This is a genomic window from Winogradskyella sp. 266wxhm, assembly GCF_058964685.1.
This window is the reverse complement of sequence record NZ_CM179559.1, coordinates 1-17,500: the sequence shown is the minus strand read 5'-3', so window position 1 is coordinate 17,500 and position 17,500 is coordinate 1. Positions and strand designations below refer to the sequence as shown.

At 33.1% G+C, this 17,500-nt stretch carries 17 protein-coding genes (1 of these 17 cut by a window edge); 5 read left to right on the top strand and 12 right to left on the bottom strand.

The window, feature by feature from the left end; all coding sequences use genetic code 11:
• The 8 genes from murQ to AC2H4K_RS00050 all read right to left on the bottom strand — a co-directional run.
• A protein-coding gene (gene murQ / locus AC2H4K_RS00085; protein WP_493742661.1) for an N-acetylmuramic acid 6-phosphate etherase crosses the window boundary here: on the bottom strand, positions 1-288 show its 5' end (the start). 528 nt of this gene lie to the left of the window's left edge; only the first 288 of its 816 coding nucleotides appear in the window; the start codon lies at positions 286-288; its stop codon lies beyond the left edge, outside the window.
• Between the two features lie 96 nt (positions 289-384).
• Positions 385-2,604, bottom strand: a complete 2,220-nt coding sequence (locus tag AC2H4K_RS00080) for an NADP-dependent isocitrate dehydrogenase (protein WP_493742660.1) — start codon at positions 2,602-2,604, stop codon at positions 385-387.
• Between the two features lie 155 nt (positions 2,605-2,759).
• Positions 2,760-3,332 carry a pentapeptide repeat-containing protein gene (locus AC2H4K_RS00075; RefSeq protein WP_281141066.1) on the bottom strand — a complete coding sequence of 191 codons (573 nt, stop codon included), beginning with the start codon at positions 3,330-3,332 and terminating at the stop codon, positions 2,760-2,762.
• 746 nt (positions 3,333-4,078) lie between these two features.
• A complete protein-coding gene (rplS, locus tag AC2H4K_RS00070) occupies positions 4,079-4,429 on the bottom strand; it encodes a 50S ribosomal protein L19 (RefSeq protein WP_281141065.1) in 351 nt (116 codons plus the stop codon).
• Between the two features lie 126 nt (positions 4,430-4,555).
• Positions 4,556-5,233 (bottom strand): tRNA (guanosine(37)-N1)-methyltransferase TrmD, encoded by a 678-nt coding sequence (gene trmD, locus AC2H4K_RS00065; RefSeq protein WP_281141064.1) that lies wholly within the window; start codon positions 5,231-5,233, stop codon positions 4,556-4,558.
• A gap of 144 nt (positions 5,234-5,377) precedes the next feature.
• Positions 5,378-5,983: a tRNA (guanine-N1)-methyltransferase gene (locus AC2H4K_RS00060; RefSeq protein WP_281141063.1), complete on the bottom strand. Its 606-nt coding sequence runs from the start codon at positions 5,981-5,983 to the stop codon at positions 5,378-5,380.
• 237 nt (positions 5,984-6,220) lie between these two features.
• A complete protein-coding gene (locus tag AC2H4K_RS00055; RefSeq protein ID WP_281141062.1) occupies positions 6,221-7,669 on the bottom strand; it encodes a glyceraldehyde-3-phosphate dehydrogenase in 1,449 nt (482 codons plus the stop codon).
• A gap of 142 nt (positions 7,670-7,811) precedes the next feature.
• Positions 7,812-9,224 carry a trypsin-like peptidase domain-containing protein gene (locus tag AC2H4K_RS00050; protein WP_281141061.1) on the bottom strand — a complete coding sequence of 471 codons (1,413 nt, stop codon included), beginning with the start codon at positions 9,222-9,224 and terminating at the stop codon, positions 7,812-7,814.
• Between the two features lie 170 nt (positions 9,225-9,394).
• Here AC2H4K_RS00050 and dapF point away from each other — a divergent pair, with 170 nt between their 5' ends.
• The 5 genes from dapF (at position 9,395) to AC2H4K_RS00025 (ending at position 13,415) form a co-directional block, all read left to right on the top strand.
• Positions 9,395-10,174: a diaminopimelate epimerase gene (gene dapF, locus AC2H4K_RS00045; protein WP_281141060.1), complete on the top strand. Its 780-nt coding sequence runs from the start codon at positions 9,395-9,397 to the stop codon at positions 10,172-10,174.
• Positions 10,168-10,692 carry a GNAT family N-acetyltransferase gene (locus tag AC2H4K_RS00040; RefSeq protein ID WP_281141059.1) on the top strand — a complete coding sequence of 175 codons (525 nt, stop codon included), beginning with the start codon at positions 10,168-10,170 and terminating at the stop codon, positions 10,690-10,692. Before dapF ends, AC2H4K_RS00040 begins: the two co-directional genes overlap by 7 nt.
• Before the next feature lie 2 nt (positions 10,693-10,694).
• On the top strand, positions 10,695-11,738 hold the full coding sequence (mltG, locus tag AC2H4K_RS00035) for an endolytic transglycosylase MltG (RefSeq protein WP_281141058.1): 1,044 nt from the start codon (positions 10,695-10,697) through the stop codon (positions 11,736-11,738).
• Positions 11,739-11,750: 12 nt separating this feature from the next.
• The gene (locus tag AC2H4K_RS00030; RefSeq protein WP_281141075.1) at positions 11,751-12,638 is read left to right on the top strand and encodes a DUF2279 domain-containing protein; all 888 of its coding nucleotides are present in this window, start codon (positions 11,751-11,753) and stop codon (positions 12,636-12,638) included.
• Between the two features lie 120 nt (positions 12,639-12,758).
• Positions 12,759-13,415: a peptidoglycan-binding protein LysM gene (locus AC2H4K_RS00025; RefSeq protein WP_281141057.1), complete on the top strand. Its 657-nt coding sequence runs from the start codon at positions 12,759-12,761 to the stop codon at positions 13,413-13,415.
• Positions 13,416-13,418: 3 nt separating this feature from the next.
• Here AC2H4K_RS00025 and AC2H4K_RS00020 read toward each other — a convergent pair whose 3' ends face one another.
• From AC2H4K_RS00020 to dnaA, 4 genes are all read right to left on the bottom strand, one after another.
• A complete protein-coding gene (locus AC2H4K_RS00020; RefSeq protein WP_281141056.1) occupies positions 13,419-14,135 on the bottom strand; it encodes an SAM-dependent methyltransferase in 717 nt (238 codons plus the stop codon).
• Positions 14,136-14,137: 2 nt separating this feature from the next.
• Entirely contained in the window at positions 14,138-15,529 is a 1,392-nt protein-coding gene (locus AC2H4K_RS00015) for a PQQ-dependent sugar dehydrogenase (RefSeq protein WP_281141055.1), read from the bottom strand.
• Between the two features lie 66 nt (positions 15,530-15,595).
• Entirely contained in the window at positions 15,596-16,060 is a 465-nt protein-coding gene (locus AC2H4K_RS00010) for a low molecular weight protein-tyrosine-phosphatase (protein ID WP_281141054.1), read from the bottom strand.
• A 12-nt stretch (positions 16,061-16,072) separates the two neighbouring features.
• Positions 16,073-17,500 (bottom strand): chromosomal replication initiator protein DnaA, encoded by a 1,428-nt coding sequence (gene dnaA / locus AC2H4K_RS00005; protein ID WP_281141053.1) that lies wholly within the window; start codon positions 17,498-17,500, stop codon positions 16,073-16,075.

The window sequence follows — 17,500 nt, the reverse complement described above, 5'->3', positions numbered from 1 at the left end:
TAGTCCAATTACTAAATCGTGAGAGACTCCAAAAGTTGGAGGACATTCAGAAGCATCTAAAATCCCTAAGCGTCCACTTGTACCTGAACCTATATAAAAAATTCTTCCACCTTTCTGTAGTTTTTCAACAGCTACTTTAATTAAATTTTCTATTTGTGGTAGTGCTTTTTCAACTGCTAAAGGGACTGTTTTATCTTCATTATTAATATTAGTAATGATTTCTTTGATAGACATCTGTTCTAGATTGTCGTAGTAAGAGTCTTGTTCTGTAGTTTTAGTAAAAGACATGTATTTTTAGCTTCAAAATGAGATAAATAAAAGTATAAAAAAAAGCTTCCCTAAAGAAGCTTTTTAAAATTATATGATGTTTATAATGAACTAATATTATTTAACAATAGTATTAAGTACATCGCTTGGTCGCATAGCACCAGAAGCTAAATCTTCACTTGGATAGTAATAACCATTGATATCTACTGGTTCGCCTTGACAATCTATCAATTGATTAACTATGGTGTTTTCATTTGAAGACAACTTCTCATAAACCTCTTTAAATTCAGCTTGTAATTCGGTATCCTTAGTTTGATTAGCTAAAGCTTCAGCCCAATAAAGTGCTAAATAAAAATGGCTACCTCTATTGTCTAATTCGTTAACTTTTCTAGAAGGTCCTTTTTTGTTTTCTAATAATTTTTCAGAAGCATCATCTAAAGCTTCACCTAAGATTCTCGCTTTTTCATTACTGTTAACTTCAGCAAAATGCTCTAGAGAAACAGCTAGTGCTAAGAATTCTCCAAGAGAATCCCAACGTAAGTGATTTTCTTCAAGAAATTGTTCGACGTGCTTAGGAGCAGAACCACCTGCACCAGTTTCGAATAAACCACCTCCATTCATTAATGGAACAATAGATAACATTTTAGCACTTGTACCAACTTCTAAAATTGGGAATAAATCTGTTAAATAGTCACGTAAAACGTTTCCTGTAACAGAGATAGTATCTTTCCCTTCCTTAATACGCTCTAATGTGAAATTAGTAGCTTCGATAGGAGATAAGATTCTGATGTCTAAACCTGAAGTATCGTGATTAGGTAAATAATGATTTACTTTTTTGATTAATTCAGCATCATGAGCTCTATTTTTATCTAACCAAAAAACAGCAGGAGTTTCTGAAGCTCTTGCACGTGTAACAGCTAGTTTAATCCAATCTTGAATAGGAAGATCTTTTACCTGGCACATTCTCCAGATATCACCTTCTTCAACATCATGAGAAATTAATACTTCACCAGAAGCATTAATAATTTCAACCTTTCCGTTAGAAGCGATTTCAAAAGTTTTATCATGAGAACCGTATTCTTCAGCTTTTTGAGCCATTAGTCCAACATTAGGAACAGTTCCCATAGTTGTAGGATCAAAAGCACCATGTTTTTTACAGAAATCTATAGTTGCGATATATACACCTGCATAACTACTATCTGGAATAATAGCTTTTGTATCTTGTTGTTTCCCTTCAGCATTCCACATTTGTCCAGATGTACGAATCATTGCTGGCATAGAAGCATCAATTATAACATCACTTGGTACGTGAAGGTTTGTTATTCCTTTATCAGAGTTTACCATAGCTAAATCTGGTCCGTTTTCAAGCGCAATTTTTAATTCCGCTTCAACCTCTTCACGTTTAGCTTGTGGTAATTTTTCAAGATTATCAATAAGATTACCAAGACCATTATTTACATCGACTCCAATTTCTTTGAATGTAGCGGCATATTTTTCGAATAAAGATTTAAAATAAGTTCTTACAGCATGACCGAAGATAATAGGATCTGAAACCTTCATCATGGTAGCTTTCATATGTAAAGACATTAATACGCCTTGATCTTTAGCATCTTTAATTTCTTTATCTAAGAAACTTAATAATGCTTTTTTGCTCATTACAGTAGCGTCAATAATTTCACCTTCAAGTAAGCCTAAATTATCTTTTAAAACAGTTTGACTACCATTGCCATCAGTGTGTACTATTTTAACGCTTGTGGCATCAGCAATAGTTACTGATTTTTCATTATGTGCAAAATCTCCATCAGTCATTGTTGCGACATGAGTTTTAGAGTCCGCAGACCAAGCACCCATACTGTGTGGATTTTTCTTAGCAAAGTTTTTTACTGCTTTTGGGGCACGTCTATCAGAATTTCCTTCTCTAAGTACTGGGTTTACAGCACTTCCTTTTACTTTATCGTAACGAGATTTTATCTCTTTTTCTTCTTCTGTTTTAGGCTCGTCAGGATAATTAGGAAGGTTGTAACCTTTAGCTTGCAATTCTTTTATAGCATCTGTTAACTGAGGAATTGAAGCACTAATATTAGGTAGTTTAATGATGTTAGCCTCAGGTTTTTTAGCTAATTCACCTAATTCAGCTAAAGCATCAGCAACTTTTTGCTCTTCCGTTAAATAATCAGGAAATACAGCTAAAATTCTGGCTGCTAAGGAAATATCTTTAGTTTCAATTGTAATACCAGAAGATTTGGTAAAGGATTGTACAATTGGTAAAAATGAACGTGTGGCTAAAGCTGGAGCTTCATCCGTTTTTGTATAAACAATCTTTGCTGTTTTGGTCATAAGTCATTAAAGTATTTAGATCGTGTAATCACTAGTTTTTAAACTGTGCAAATATACAAAAATGATAGTGTTTTGTAAGTGAGATATTAGTAGTAAACAAGGTGTTTTTTTGAGAAAATGACAATAAACTCCTTAAAGTAAAACATGTATTGTTTTTACCTTATTTTAATCTGTAAACTATTGAGTAATCCGAAGCAATTTTCTTTAGAAAATGTAGCATTTTTGATGGTGTTGTTTGCTGGATTTATGACGAAATTTTTTGCGGTAAGAAAGTCGGAACTTTCAAGGTTTGAGCTATCGAAAATAGAGTTGGTTAAATCACATTCTGAAAATGATGCATTTTGAAGATCAGACTCTGTAAAATCTATGTTATGCATCTTACAGTTATGGAATTTTATGGCCTTTAATTTTAACTGATAAAAAGATGATAAGTTTAAAGTACAACTGGTAAAACGAAAGGTCAATAGAAAATCATTACAGTTTTGAAACTGAACGCCAACCATTTTACAATCTTCAAAGATAACATCGTTAAAAACAGTATGCATGACATTGACATTACTGAAATTACAATTATAAAAATCACATTCTAAAAAGTTGATATTAGAGATATCGGAATTTTCAAAATTACAATCCGTGAAAGTACAATAGCTATACTCTGCTTTTGGAAGTGGGCTAGAGGTATAGTCTTTATTTTTAAAGTTTTGGTCGTCTATTAGTTGAAGATTCATAGAGCAAATATAAAATTTGAAAATAGAACCTTAGAGTTAGATTTGAGATTTTAAGTGAGCGTACTTTTATTTAGCTGGATATTAAAAGCAAAAAGCCATATCACTATAGTAAATACTATTCTGACATGGCTTTCTTTTTGAAACAATACTAACGTGACTTATTTAGTTTTACCTAAATCGGCTGATTGGCTTACACCATCATCCTTTTCAGTTCAAGTGTTCTTGCTTCAGTGAAACGTTTCATATCTTTCAAAATGTATTGACCTGATATTACTCGGTTTCGTGAGTTTGCTTTTCCTTGATGTTTTTTCTTTTACCAACCACTTTCGTGATTCATACGTTCTAAAAACATTGCTCTTCCTTTTCACGTTCACTTTCGATTCCGCTACTTCTTCAAAGCTTTCCACTTTCTCTTTAAAACCTACTAATGTATGTTTTAAAATTTAGCTTCTTGGCTAATTTTACCTCACTTGACTACACAAGCGGCTCTTTAACCTCCGAAAAACAACTTCAATAAATAAAGAACTAAATCTCTATCTCACAATTAACACTAATTTAAAATTTCTTTTAAAACCAAACAAAGTTTGTTGTTGATTGTTTAGCTAATTTAAAACATAATTATGAAATATTTATTTTTTTAACGTTTTAGATATAAACAATTTATAAACCAGACTTATTAACAATAGTTAATAAACTAAAAAAAGCCCTCATAAATGAGAGCTTTTTGTAATGTTATGTGAGTAGAATTATCTTCTAACTTCTTTGATTCTTGCTTTTTTACCAGTAAGACCTCTAAAGTAGAATATACGTGCTCTACGTACTTTACCTCTTTTATTAACTTCAACTTTTTGTAAAGCTGGTAAGTTAACTGGGAAGATACGCTCTACACCAACAGTTCCTGACATTTTACGGATTGTAAAAGTTTCTGAAGTACCAGAACCTTTACGTTGTAATACTACACCTTTAAAGAACTGTGTACGTGTTTTAGCACCTTCTTTAATTTCGTAGTATACTGTGATTGTATCACCAGCACTAAATTCTGGAAGATCTTTACGGGTTACAAATTCGTCTTGTACAAATTTTACTAAAGAATTCATTTTGTTTTGTTTAATGGTTATTCCAAATCAACATTCACGATTTTCGCCAGAGGTTAACCTAAAATTGGCTGCAAAGATAATTATTAATTAGTAATTGACAATTAATAATGAATAATTTTAAAGTAATTATTCATCTAGTAAGTCTGGTCGTCTTTCCTTGGTACGTTGATAAGCTTGTTCTTCGCGCCATTTTTCTATTTCTGGAAAGTTGCCACTAAATAAAATCTCTGGTACTTTCATGCCGTTATAATCTCTTGGTCTGGTATAAATTGGTGGTGCTAACAAATTATCCTGAAACGAATCGGTTAGGGCAGAAGTCTCATTACCCAAAACACCAGGAATTAATCGTATTACGGCATCGCATAAAACTGCAGCACCCAACTCACCACCAGACAACACATAATCACCAATTGATATTTCTCGAGTAATGAACTTATCACGAACGCGTTGATCGACACCTTTATAATGACCACAAAGAATGATGATGTTTTCTTTTAAAGACACTTGGTTGGTAATACTTTGATTAAGTCGCTCACCGTCTGGTGTCATATAAATTATTTCATCATATTTTCTTTCTGCTTGTAAACCAGAGATACATTTATCTATAGGCTCTATTAACATTACCATACCAGCACCACCACCAAATTGGTAATCGTCTACTGATTTGTAGTTGTCTGTAGTGTAATCTCTAAGGTTATGAAAATGTACTTCTACCAAACCAGAATCTATAGCACGTTTAAGAATTGAAGCTTCAAATGGACTTTTTAAAAGTTCTGGTAGTACGGTTATAATATCTATGCGCATTGTAGTTCTAAATAGAATGCAAAGGTAGGGCTAATTGAGGGATTTTTTTTAAGATACTTTATAGCAACAAAAAATCCGCAACACTAGTTGCGGATTTTCAATTTAATCTTTAGAAAGTTTCTTTGCTTGTGAAGAACTTTTCTGTTATGCTTTATTCTTATTCAGCTCGTCTTGGAGTTGACGTCTTACTTTTTGTTCACGCTCTAAAGCTGTACGTCTGTGTTCTTCGTATTCAGCTTCAACTTCTTCTAGTTTATGTTTAGCGTCTCTGGTAAGAGAGTTACTGTTTTTAAACTTATAGATAAAGAATAATAATAAGCCAGCTAAACCAGCAATAATGCACCACATTAATACTTTATAGCTTGCTTTACTCATTTGTGCACCAAACAGTGAAATACTGTCTTTTTCTTCGTTTGTGTCGTTTAGAGTAGATTGTGTATTAGATAAGCTTGTTTTTAAACTTTCAATTTCGTTGGCCTGAGATTCTACCACTGCTTTTGTATCGGCCAAGTTTTTGTGAAAAGCAGCCAAGGTATCCATGGTGTGCGCTTTTAAACTGTATAGCCAAGTTCTTTTTACCACTTTGTATTCTTGGTATTTTCCCGATTTTTGAATGACATATTCAAACTGGTTATCTATGGTACCTTCATTAAGGGATAGCTTTTCGTCGTCGTCATCGGTTTGCGCGTTTACAGAAAAAAAGCTAAACGTAACTAAAAGAATTACAGTGGCTTTGGTTAAGAACTTCATCTTAGACGTATTTTTTTGAGTTTGTTAGATTAATTGTCTGCCAAGATAATAATTTTATGTCTTTATCATAAAATATTACAAAACAAATAGCCTATCAAAATTTGAAAGGCTAATTAATATACGGACCAAACTATTTTTTGGATGTTTGGGCTAAAATTATGTTAGAAAACACCTTTCTTAAAACAAAAAAATCTTGCCAAACGACAAGATTTTTCAGGTTTTCCTTTTTCAGTAATTCTAATAGTAAGTATAGCGTCTTACTTTAGAAATGTATTTTGCTAGGCGGATAACTTGATGGCTATAACCATATTCATTATCATACCATATATATAGAATAACATTTTTACCATCTTCTCTAACAATAGTAGCTTTACTATCATAAATAGAAGGAGCAGAGCTACCAACAATATCGCTAGATACAAGTTCGTCGCTCATTTCATATTTTATTTGTTCAACCAAATCGCCTTCAAGTGCATATTTTTTCATGATGGTGTTCATGGTTTCTACAGAAGTTTCTTTTTCTAATTCTAAATTTAGAATAGCTAAAGATCCGTTAGGAACAGGTACTCTAATAGCGTTTGAAGTTAGCTTTCCTTCAAGTGAAGGCAAGGCTTTACTAACAGCTTTACCAGCTCCTGTTTCGGTGATGACCATATTTAATCCTGCAGCACGACCACGTCTGTATTTTTTATGGAAGTTATCCACTAAATTTTGATCGTTAGTGTAAGCATGAATTGTTTCTAAATGCCCGGATTTAATGCCGAAAGAATCTTCAACAGCTTTTAAAATCGGGGTAATAGCATTTGTAGTACAAGACGCTGCAGAGAAAATTTTGACCTTGTCAGGGTTGTTTTGTAAGTGATTAACACCATGAACGATGTTTGGCACTCCTTTTCCTGGCGCGGTTAGTAAAACTTTATCCACTCCTTTAGACTTTAAATGTCTGTTTAAAGCGTCACTGTCTCTAAATGCGCCAGTATTATCAATAACCAAAGCGTTGTTAATACCATATTTGGTGTAATCAATATCTTCAGGTGCATTAGCAGAAATGATATTCACTGTAGTACCGTTAATAATTAAAGCTTCATTTTTTACATCAACACTTACCATACCAGAGAAATCCCCGTGTACAGAGTCGTTTCTAAGTAAAGAAGCTCTTTTCTCTAAAACTGTTTCATCAATTGCACCTCTAGTCACAATAGCTCTAAGACGTAATTGATTCCCTTTTCCGGTACGAGTCATAAGCTCACGAGCTACCAAGCGACCTATTCTTCCAAACCCATAAAGTACCACATCTTTAGGCTCTATGGTTTTATTGTCTTTAGCATTACCTAGTTTAGCTGCGACAAAAGCTGTAGCATTGCTGTACTTTTGGTCTTCTAAATGAAACTCATAAGTCAGTTTACCAATGTCTAATTTTGCAGGTGGTAAATCTAAAGCGCTAATGGCTTGAGCAATTTCAACAGAATCGAAGATAGAAATTGGTTTTTGAACAAATTCACCTGCGTATTCATGCAGATTTAAAATTTCGCTCACATTTCTGTCGATTAATTGATTTCTGAAAATGACAAGTTCAATAGACTTATCGTACCATAAATCGCTTACAATTTTAATAAATTCGACCGTTGCTCTACGACGATCGGCTTGAAACGCTAACTCTTTTTCGTAAGTGTCGTTAAAACCCATTTTTTTATTGGTTTAATATAGATTGATTTTGGGCAAAAATACAGATTTCAAACGTTTTCGTAACGCTTTTTATCGAAAATAAAAACCCTTCAAAGAATTACACTTTGAAGGGCTGATTTTATCGGGATTTTAAGATTTTTATCTAAAAATTATAGATTACTTTCTCACCTTCCTTATTAATTATTTCAATCTGTAGAGGTTCATTATATCCTCTGGATTTCATTGCATTTTGAGCATCATCTACAGAATAGAGTTTTTTACCATTTATTTTCGTAATTATACTCCCTTCTTCAATACCATTCTGATTCCAGTAGAACTTGTGTTTATCACTATTGAATTCTGAAATCTTTACTCCATATTCTGTGTTGTTCTTTTTTAATTCATCTTTTGAAACATTTTTCACTATACCAATTGGTTGTAAAATAGCTGTTGTAGGTTTTAAAAGAGTTACAGCAAGTGTTTCTTCATCTCCATCTCTAAGTAATGTTACGTTTACTACATCATTAGGACTTTTAGTTTTTAAGTATCCTGTTAAATCTGAAAATTTATTGATTTTTACTCCATCAATTTTTCTGATAATATCTCCTGATCTAATTCCTGCTTCTTTTGCTCCAGTATCTTCTTGTACTTCACTAACGTAAAAACCTTGAGTGATATCTGTACCAAGCTCTTCAGCACTTTTACTATTTAAAGCACCACCAACAACACCAAGAATACCGTTTTGTACATTACCATACTCCATAATATCATTTACAATTTTACGTGCTATATTACTTGGAACCGCAAAAGAATAGCCGATGTAAGAGCCTGTTTGAGATGAAATAGCTGTATTAATACCAATTAAATCTCCGTTAGTGTTTACTAGAGCACCACCAGAATTTCCTGGATTTACAGCAGCATCGGTTTGAATAAATGATTGCATATTCTGACCAGATAAATCTCTAGACTTAGCACTAATAATTCCAGCTGTAACGGTAGAGTTTAAGTTAAAAGGGTTACCAACAGCTAAAACCCATTCACCAATTTTAGCGCTATCAGAATCTCCGAAAGCCATGTATGGTAAATCTTCATCAGCATCGATTTTCAATAAAGCAATATCGGTAGCCTCATCTGTACCAATAAGCTCAGCCATATATGTTTTATTGTTGTTTAAAGTGATACTGATTTCGTTTGCGTTTTTAATTACGTGATTATTGGTGACTATAAAACCTGTAGGTGAAATAATTACGCCACTACCAGTACCGACTTGTGCTCTTGGTTGGGTTCTTCCAAAGAACAAGTCTTGCATACTCATAGGAGCGTTTACAATAGCTGTATTTTTAACATGTACAACAGCATGTATAGATTTTTCTGCAGCGTCTACAAAATCAGGTGCAATTGCCGCAGTATTATTTAATGTATTAATGGAATTGTTTGTTGGAACAAAAACAGGAAAATCAGATTTTTGTTCAATAGCTAGGGCATTATTGTCTTCTTCTACAAAAAGCTTGTAGCCGCCTAAAGTTAATAGTCCACCTAATGCCGAAACGCAAATCAATGTTAGAATCTTCTTCATACTTTTTTCAGATTTAAGTTTAACTTTTGTAATTAATTGTCTCTTTTTAACGATTAAAGTTAGATATTTATTGAATTTTAGTTTTCATTTTAACGACTATTTAACGCCAAATTTAACGACGCTTTAACAAGCCATTTTACAGCCTAATATTATTATATTTGTTGCCTATTATGACAATGACATTTTATAAATATCAAGGAACAGGTAACGATTTTATTATCGTTGATAATCGCGATTTATCCATAGACAAAAATGATACCAAACGTATTGCAGAATTGTGCCATAGACGTTTTGGCATTGGTGCAGACGGTTTTATCTTATTAGAGAATGACGAAAATTCAGATTTTAAAATGGTCTATTATAATTCTGATGGAAATCAAAGTACCATGTGTGGTAATGGTGGACGATGTATTGTGGCCTTTGCAAAGTTTCTTGGTGTTATTAAAGATGAAACGGAATTCGTAGCTATTGACGGTTTGCACAAGGCAAAAGTAGATAATGCTATTGTGCATTTACAAATGCAAGACGTTTCTACAATTGAAAATTTTGACAATCATACATTTTTAAATACAGGTTCTCCTCATCATGTAGAAATGGTATCAGATATCAAGAATTACAATGTGAAGGATAATGGTTCAAAAATCCGTTATGGATCACCTTATAATGAAGCCGGAAGTAATGTCAATTTTGTAGAACAACTATCTTCTGATAGTTTTGCTGTTAGAACTTACGAGCGTGGAGTAGAAGACGAAACTTACTCTTGTGGTACAGGTGTTACTGCTGTAGCTTTAGCGATGTATAACAATAAAAACACTGAAAGTCAAACGGTGAATTTAGAAACACCCGGAGGAAAACTTAAGGTAACTTTTGATGTTGAAAATAATAACTACAACAACATTTGGTTAATAGGACCTGCACAACAAGTTTTTAAAGGAGAGATAGAGTGGTAAGTTTAAAAGGCGAACATATTTACCTAAGAGCTTTAGAACCCGAAGACTTAGATTTTATCTACGAGGTTGAGAATGACACTGCACTTTGGCATCATAGTCATACCCAAACTCCATATTCACGCTTTTTAATAAAGCAGTATCTTGAAAATGCTCAGCAAGATATTTTTGAAGCCAAACAATTGCGTTTAGCTATTTGCGATAAAACAGCACAGACAATAGGTTTGATAGATCTTTTTGATTTCGACCCAAAAAACAAACGTGCAGGCATCGGTATTCTTATTAAAGATGCTGATAATAGAAATAAAGGTATAGGCAAAGAAGCTTTAGAGCTTTTGGTTAATTATTGTTTTGAAGCGTTACATCTTCATCAAGTTTATGCAAACATTTCTGAAGGTAACACTGCCAGTTTAAAATTGTTCGAGAATAACGGTTTTAAAAAAATAGGATTGAAAAAAGACTGGAGCTATAACGGTCATAACTTTACAAACGAATATATTTTACAGCGTATTAACGATTAATTATGTACATTAAAAAAATTCTTTGGGCAATAGCTCTAATAGGTCTTGTGGTTTTTGGTCTTTTTGCCTATTACATTTATGGAGCCATGTTTCAACCTAACACAAACTTCAATAATGAAACCGCATATATTTATGTGCCAACTAATGCTACTTATGCAGAAGTACGTGAACAGCTGGCGCCGTTATTAGATGATATTGATAGCTTTGATGCTTTAGCTCAACAAAAAAAGTATACTACAAATATTAAAGCTGGTCGTTTTGCGATTTCAAAAGGAATGAATAATAATGACATTATAAATTCCATTAGAAGTAAAAATTTACCATTAAAAATAGCTTTTAATAATCAAAATAGTTTGGCTGATTTAGCAGGAAGAATTGGTTCTCAAATTGAAGCGGATAGCCTTTCGCTTTATAAGGCCATGACAGATAAAGACTTTTTATCAAAAAATGGATTTACAAAAGCTACAGCCTTAGGAATGTATTTACCGAACAGTTATGAGTTTTTTTGGAACACATCTGCAGAAGCTTTCAGAGAAAGAATGCTTACTGAATACAATCGTTTTTGGACGGATACAAGAAAAGCTCAAGCGAAAAAGCAGAACTTATCTCCAAGTGAAGTCATAACTTTAGCTTCTATTGTTCATGAAGAATCTAAACAAGCTGACGAACAACCAAGAGTTGCAGGTGTGTATCTCAATAGATTAAGGTTGGGCATGGCATTACAAGCAGATCCTACACTAAAATTTGCAGCTTATCAATTGCCAAAATATAAGAATACTGTTATACGTCGTGTTTTAAATGTACACAAAGAAATAAACTCTCCTTATAATACTTATATGTATAATGGTTTACCACCAGGACCAATCGCTATGCCAGATTTGTCTGCTATTAAAGCAGTTTTAAATCCAGAAAAACATAGTTACCTTTATTTTGCTGCAGATGCTAACCGTATAGGTTATCACAAATTCGCTAAGACTTTGGCGCAGCATAATAATAATGCGCGTGAGTATCAAAGGTATTTGTCTTCCCAAGGCATAAACAAATAATATTTGAAGTGGTTGTGCTACATAACTTTATTTATAGGTAGTTTAGGGTTTTCTCAATCCAAGCTCAATCAGTTTTTAAAACCAAGTGATACACTTCACAAATCTAGAAGAAATACTGTTGCTATTGCAGAAACTTCATTAGGATTGGCTACTCTTGTTGGACTGAATCAATTATGGTATGCTGATTATCCAAAATCGAGTTTCAAAACGATTGATGATAGTGGTGAATGGCTTCAGATGGATAAATTAGGTCATGTATTTTCTTCATATCAATTGGGTAGGATAGGAGCTAATACATTACATTGGGCTGGAGTAAGTAAAAAAGACCAACTACTTTATGGCTCTACATTAGGTTTAGGTTTTTTAACTGCTGTTGAAATAATGGATGGTTTTTCTGAAGAATGGGGTTTCTCTTGGTCGGATATGGCTGCTAATGCAGCTGGAACAGGATTGTATGCTGGACAAGAACTATTATGGAACGAACAGCGAATAGTAATGAAATACTCATTTCATTCTACACAATATGCTTCTCAAAGACCAGATAAGTTAGGAGATGGTTTTACTGAAGAGTTTTTAAAAGATTATAATGGACAGACGTATTGGTTAAGTGCAAATATTAATTCATTTTTTAAAAGTGAAAAAATCCCAAATTGGTTGAATCTTGCTTTTGGATATGGAGCAGATGGAATGCTGACAGGTGAGGCCAATGATCCCTTATTTTCAAACCAAAATAGAACACGTCAATACTACCTAAGTCTAGATGTAGATTTAACCCGAATTAAGACAAATTCTCACTTCCTAAAAACAATTTTTGACGTTTTTAATGTTATTAAGGTGCCTTTTCCTACTTTAGAAATGAACTCCCATGGTCGGATAAAATGGCATTATATCTACTTTTAAGTTAAAATTTTAACACTTAAAAGGTTGATTTTCAATAACTGAAAAAAAGTCGTATATTTGCACCCGAATTTTGCAAAGCCAAAAAATTGAAAAATTACTTTGCATTAAAGGTTAACTGTTATGATAAAAAATAGCGTTAAGAATTTTATTTTACCATTTACAATCTGTGTATTTATTGCTTTAGGTCTATACCCAGATTCCGCTCTTAATCCTGAGGCATATTCTACTGAAGGTTTAGAATTAAACTACAATATTTCTAAAGATTTGGCTGTAGTTACAGATAACCATACTGTAAAGCCAAACATATTTACACCACACTTAGGAAAATCTTTTGAAGGTTTTAAAGAAGCTTTAGCGTTTAAAGAATCTAGAGGAAATTATTTTACCGTTAATACGTTAGGCTATTTAGGAAAATATCAATTTGGTTCTGAGACATTAAAGATATTAGGTATCTATACTCCAAATCAGTTTTTGTACAATCCAGAATTACAAGAGAAAGCGTTTATTGCTAATGCATCTCGTAATAAATGGGTATTAAGAAAAGACATCAAACGATTTGAAGGTAAAGTTATAGGTGGCGTGAAAGTAACAGAATCTGGTATATTGGCAGCTGCACATCTTGCTGGTCCTGGTAGCGTAAAAAAGTTTTTACGTAGTTATGGAGGTAACAACTTTGCAGATGCTTACGGTTCTACGGTAAAGCATTATATGAAAAAGTTTTCAGGATACGATACTTCTATCATAGAGCCTAACAAGAAAGCTAGAGTTACTTTATAGTTTTCAATCCTTTTGAATTATAAAAATTGCAGGTCTCTTGTGAAGATCCTCTTTGTTATGTTTCCAATCTTTTGCTGCTTTTGTTTTTATGAATTCAGTTGGTAAAGTTAAATCACAGGCTACAGAAACCCTAGTGTTTGGCTGAAGTGTATTGACTAAATCTTCAAGCATTTTCATATTTCTGTATGGTGTTTCAATAAAAATCTGTGCTTGGTTTTGCTCAAAAGATAAGCGTTCTAGAGTTTTTAATTTGGCTTTTCTTTCCCCTTTATCAATAGGTAAATAACCATTAAAGGTAAAACTTTGTCCATTCATACCAGATCCCATTAACGCTAGTAGTATAGAAGATGGGCCAACTAATGGAACAACTCTTATGTCCATTTGATGTGCAAGACGAACAATATCTGCACCAGGATCTGCAATAGCAGGACAGCCCGCTTCAGATAATAACCCAACAGAAATACCTTCTAAACAGTCGTTCAGATATGTGTTTCGTTCAGCTTCGGTAGTGTATTTGTTTAATACTTTAAGCTTTAGGGAAGGTTGTGATTTTCCGGGTGAAATACGTTTTATAAAACGACGTGCTGTTTTTTCATTTTCAACTATATAAAAGTCTAAATTTTCAATAGTTTTTTTGATGGAAATTGGTAAAACTTCCAAAGGCGGGTTATCTCCCAAACGGGTAGGAATAAGGTAAAGCTTCCCTTTTGAATCAGTCATTATTAATTGATAACAAGTTTTTTGGTGATTTCTTTATCGTCTTCAGAATTAATTTTTACGATGTAAAAACCACTTTTCATATTTGAAATTTCAATACTGGTAAAGGTATCGTTTTTATCTTTTAGAATTGATTTAATTAACTTTCCTTGAATGTCATAAATTTTTATGTCAGCTGATAAACTATTCAGGTTATTTGAAAAATCTAAATGAAGTATATGGCTTGCAGGGTTAGGATAGATTGATATAGAATCTAATGTGTTTTCGTTAATGCTAAGTGTATTGTCTATTATTTTGTAGATACTACCATTAAGGTCGGCAACATATAGTTCGTTATTCACATCTTCACCAAAGGCTACCCAATTTCCAGAAAAAACTTCATAAGTTGCGTTCCAACTTCCTCCTTCAAAATTCAAATATCCAATTTCTTGAGTGCATAAGTCAGCAAAAAAATACAAACCATTCATATTAGAAAAAGTAGAACCTCTGTAAACATAACCTCCAGTTATAGAACATCGACCACCAGAATGTGCATATTCATAAATGGGAAAGGTTAAAGTGCTGCTATTTGGGCAGCCTGTTGTGTTATAAGTATTGTTGCCTTCATAGCACCTCCAACCGTAATTAAGTCCAGCTTCAGTTATTGCAGCTTGGTTTATTTCTTCTCTTGCGTTTTGCCCAACATCAGCAATCCACAGATCGTCCGTCATGCTATCAAAAGAAAATTTCCACGCATTTCGTAAACCATAAGCCCAAATTTCCTGATTCACAGTAGTGTTGCCTACAAAAGGATTGTCTGAAGGAATATCATAAGGATTTGAGGCTGTAGAATTGTTAACATCAATTCGTAATAATTTTCCCAGCAATGTGTTAAGACTTTGCCCATTATCATCAGGATCACCACCAGAGCCGCCATCTCCACTAGAAATATATAGGTAACCGTCAGGACTAAAATGAAGTTCACCTCCATTATGGTTACTGTAGGGTTGTGTGTAAGTCAAAATGATTAATTCGGAATTTGGATCAGCAATTTCTGGGCTAGTACCAATTCTAGAAAATCTCGAAATTACCGTATCTCCTGAATTGTTAGTATAATTAACAAAGAAATACCCGTTAGTAGCATAATTAGGATGAAAAGCCAAGCCTAAGAGGCCTTGCTCATTCCCGACACTTCCAACTAGAGATGTTATGTCCAAGAAATTTGTTGATTCAGTAGTACCATCAGAATTTACAATTTTTATAATGCCATCTTGTTCCGCAACAAAAAGTCTATCATCTCCAGCATGTTTTATGTTTACAGGTCTATTGAAACCTGTAGCAAAAGATTCTAAATCTATATCTTGAGAAAATGAAATGGAAAAAAATAATATAGATATAAGCGTAAATAATTTTTTCATAGCGTTAATTTTTGAGAGTTAACGTATTGAAATTACAAAAAAATAAAAGAATGGAAAGAATTACTGCTATCGGTTAGCTTTTATTAACTTACTAGCTATGAGTTCTGAAGTATTTTTAATTAAATAAAAAACATGTTCAAAATCGCGCATGTCTCCGTAATAAGGGTCAGGAACATTTTTATTGGAAATAGAAGTGTTTTCTTCTAGAAATAATTTCACCTTACCAATATCTGCATTGTTGCGAGCTAAACTAACAATATTGTTGTAGTTGGATTGATCCATTGCAAAGATGTAATCAAAAGTATCAAAGTCAGATACTTTGAATTGTCTAGCGCTTTGCGTACTAATATCTAAGCCGTGATTTCTAGCTACTTTAATCGAACGATGATCGGGTGGATTTCCAATATGATAAGCACCTGTGCCAGCAGAATCTACATAAAATAAATCTTCTGGTAATTTTGATTCCATGACACCATGTGCTAATGGCGAACGGCAAATATTACCCAAGCACACCATTAAAATGCGAGTCATAATCTGTGATTATTAAAGTGATAGCTTTTTAGAAAGATCTTCAACATACTTTCTAAACTGCTTGTCGGTTGAAGATAAATTATCTACAGTTTTACAAGCATGAAGTACGGTTGCATGATCGCGTTGCCCAATTTGAGAACCAATACTAGCTAAAGATGCTTTTGTATATTTTTTAGCGAAAAACATAGCTAATTGTCTAGCTTGAACAATATGTCTTTTACGCGTTTTAGATTGTAGAGTACTGACATCCATTTGGAAATAATCAGAAACTACTTTTTGGATGTAATCAATAGAAACTTCACGCTTGGTATTCTTAACAAATTTCTCAACAATATCTTTAGCAAGATTAATTGTAATCTCTTTTTTGTTGAAAGAAGACTGAGCGATTAATGAAATAATTGCACCTTCAAGCTCTCTTACATTTGTTTTGATATGTTTAGCAACATACTCAACAATTTCTTCTGGCATTTCAACACCATCTCTGTAAAGCTTATTTTTAAGGATAGAAACTCTTGTTTCAAAATCTGGTGATTGTAATTCAGCAGAAAGTCCCCATTTAAAACGTGATAATAAACGTTGTTCAATATCTTGCATATCAACAGGAGCTTTATCACTTGTTAGGATAACCTGCTTACCATTTTGATGTAAATGATTGAAGATATGGAAGAAAACATCCTGAGTACCTGTTTTACCAGATAAGAACTGAACGTCATCAATAATTAAGACGTCTATAATTTGATAGAAGTGAATAAAATCATTTCTATTATTTTTCTTAACCGAATCAATATACTGTTGCGTAAATTTTTCGGCAGAAATATATAGTACAGTTTTTTCTGGGTATTTGTCTTTAATATCAACACCAATAGCATGAGCTAAATGTGTTTTTCCAAGACCAACACCACCAAAAATCAAAAGCGGATTAAATGATGTGCCACCTGGTTTGTTAGCTACAGCAATACCTGCGTTTCTGGCTAATCTGTTAGAATCACCTTCTAAGAAATTTTCAAAACTGTAACTCGGGTTTAATTGCGATTCAATTTTTACATTTCTAATTCCAGGAATTATAAAAGGATTCTTTAATTCAGGACTTTTATTATTAAAAGGCACATCTACATCTTGAGACTTAACTGCAGATCTGTTAGAGCTTGGTATTTTTTCTGTAAAAGGTTGCTTGTTGCCATAGGTGTTTTCCATCTTAATAACATACACCAATTTAGCATCTTCACCTAACTCTTTTGTAAGGGCAACTTTAAGGATTTTTACATAGTGTTCTTCAAGCCACTCATAGAAAAATTTACTAGGTACTTGAATACTCAAAGCATTACCGGTAAGTTTAACAGCTTCTATAGGTTCAAACCATGTTTTGTAGGCTTGTGGTTGTATATTATCTTTTATAAATGCGAGACAATTACTCCATACAGATTGCGCTGTGATCTCCAT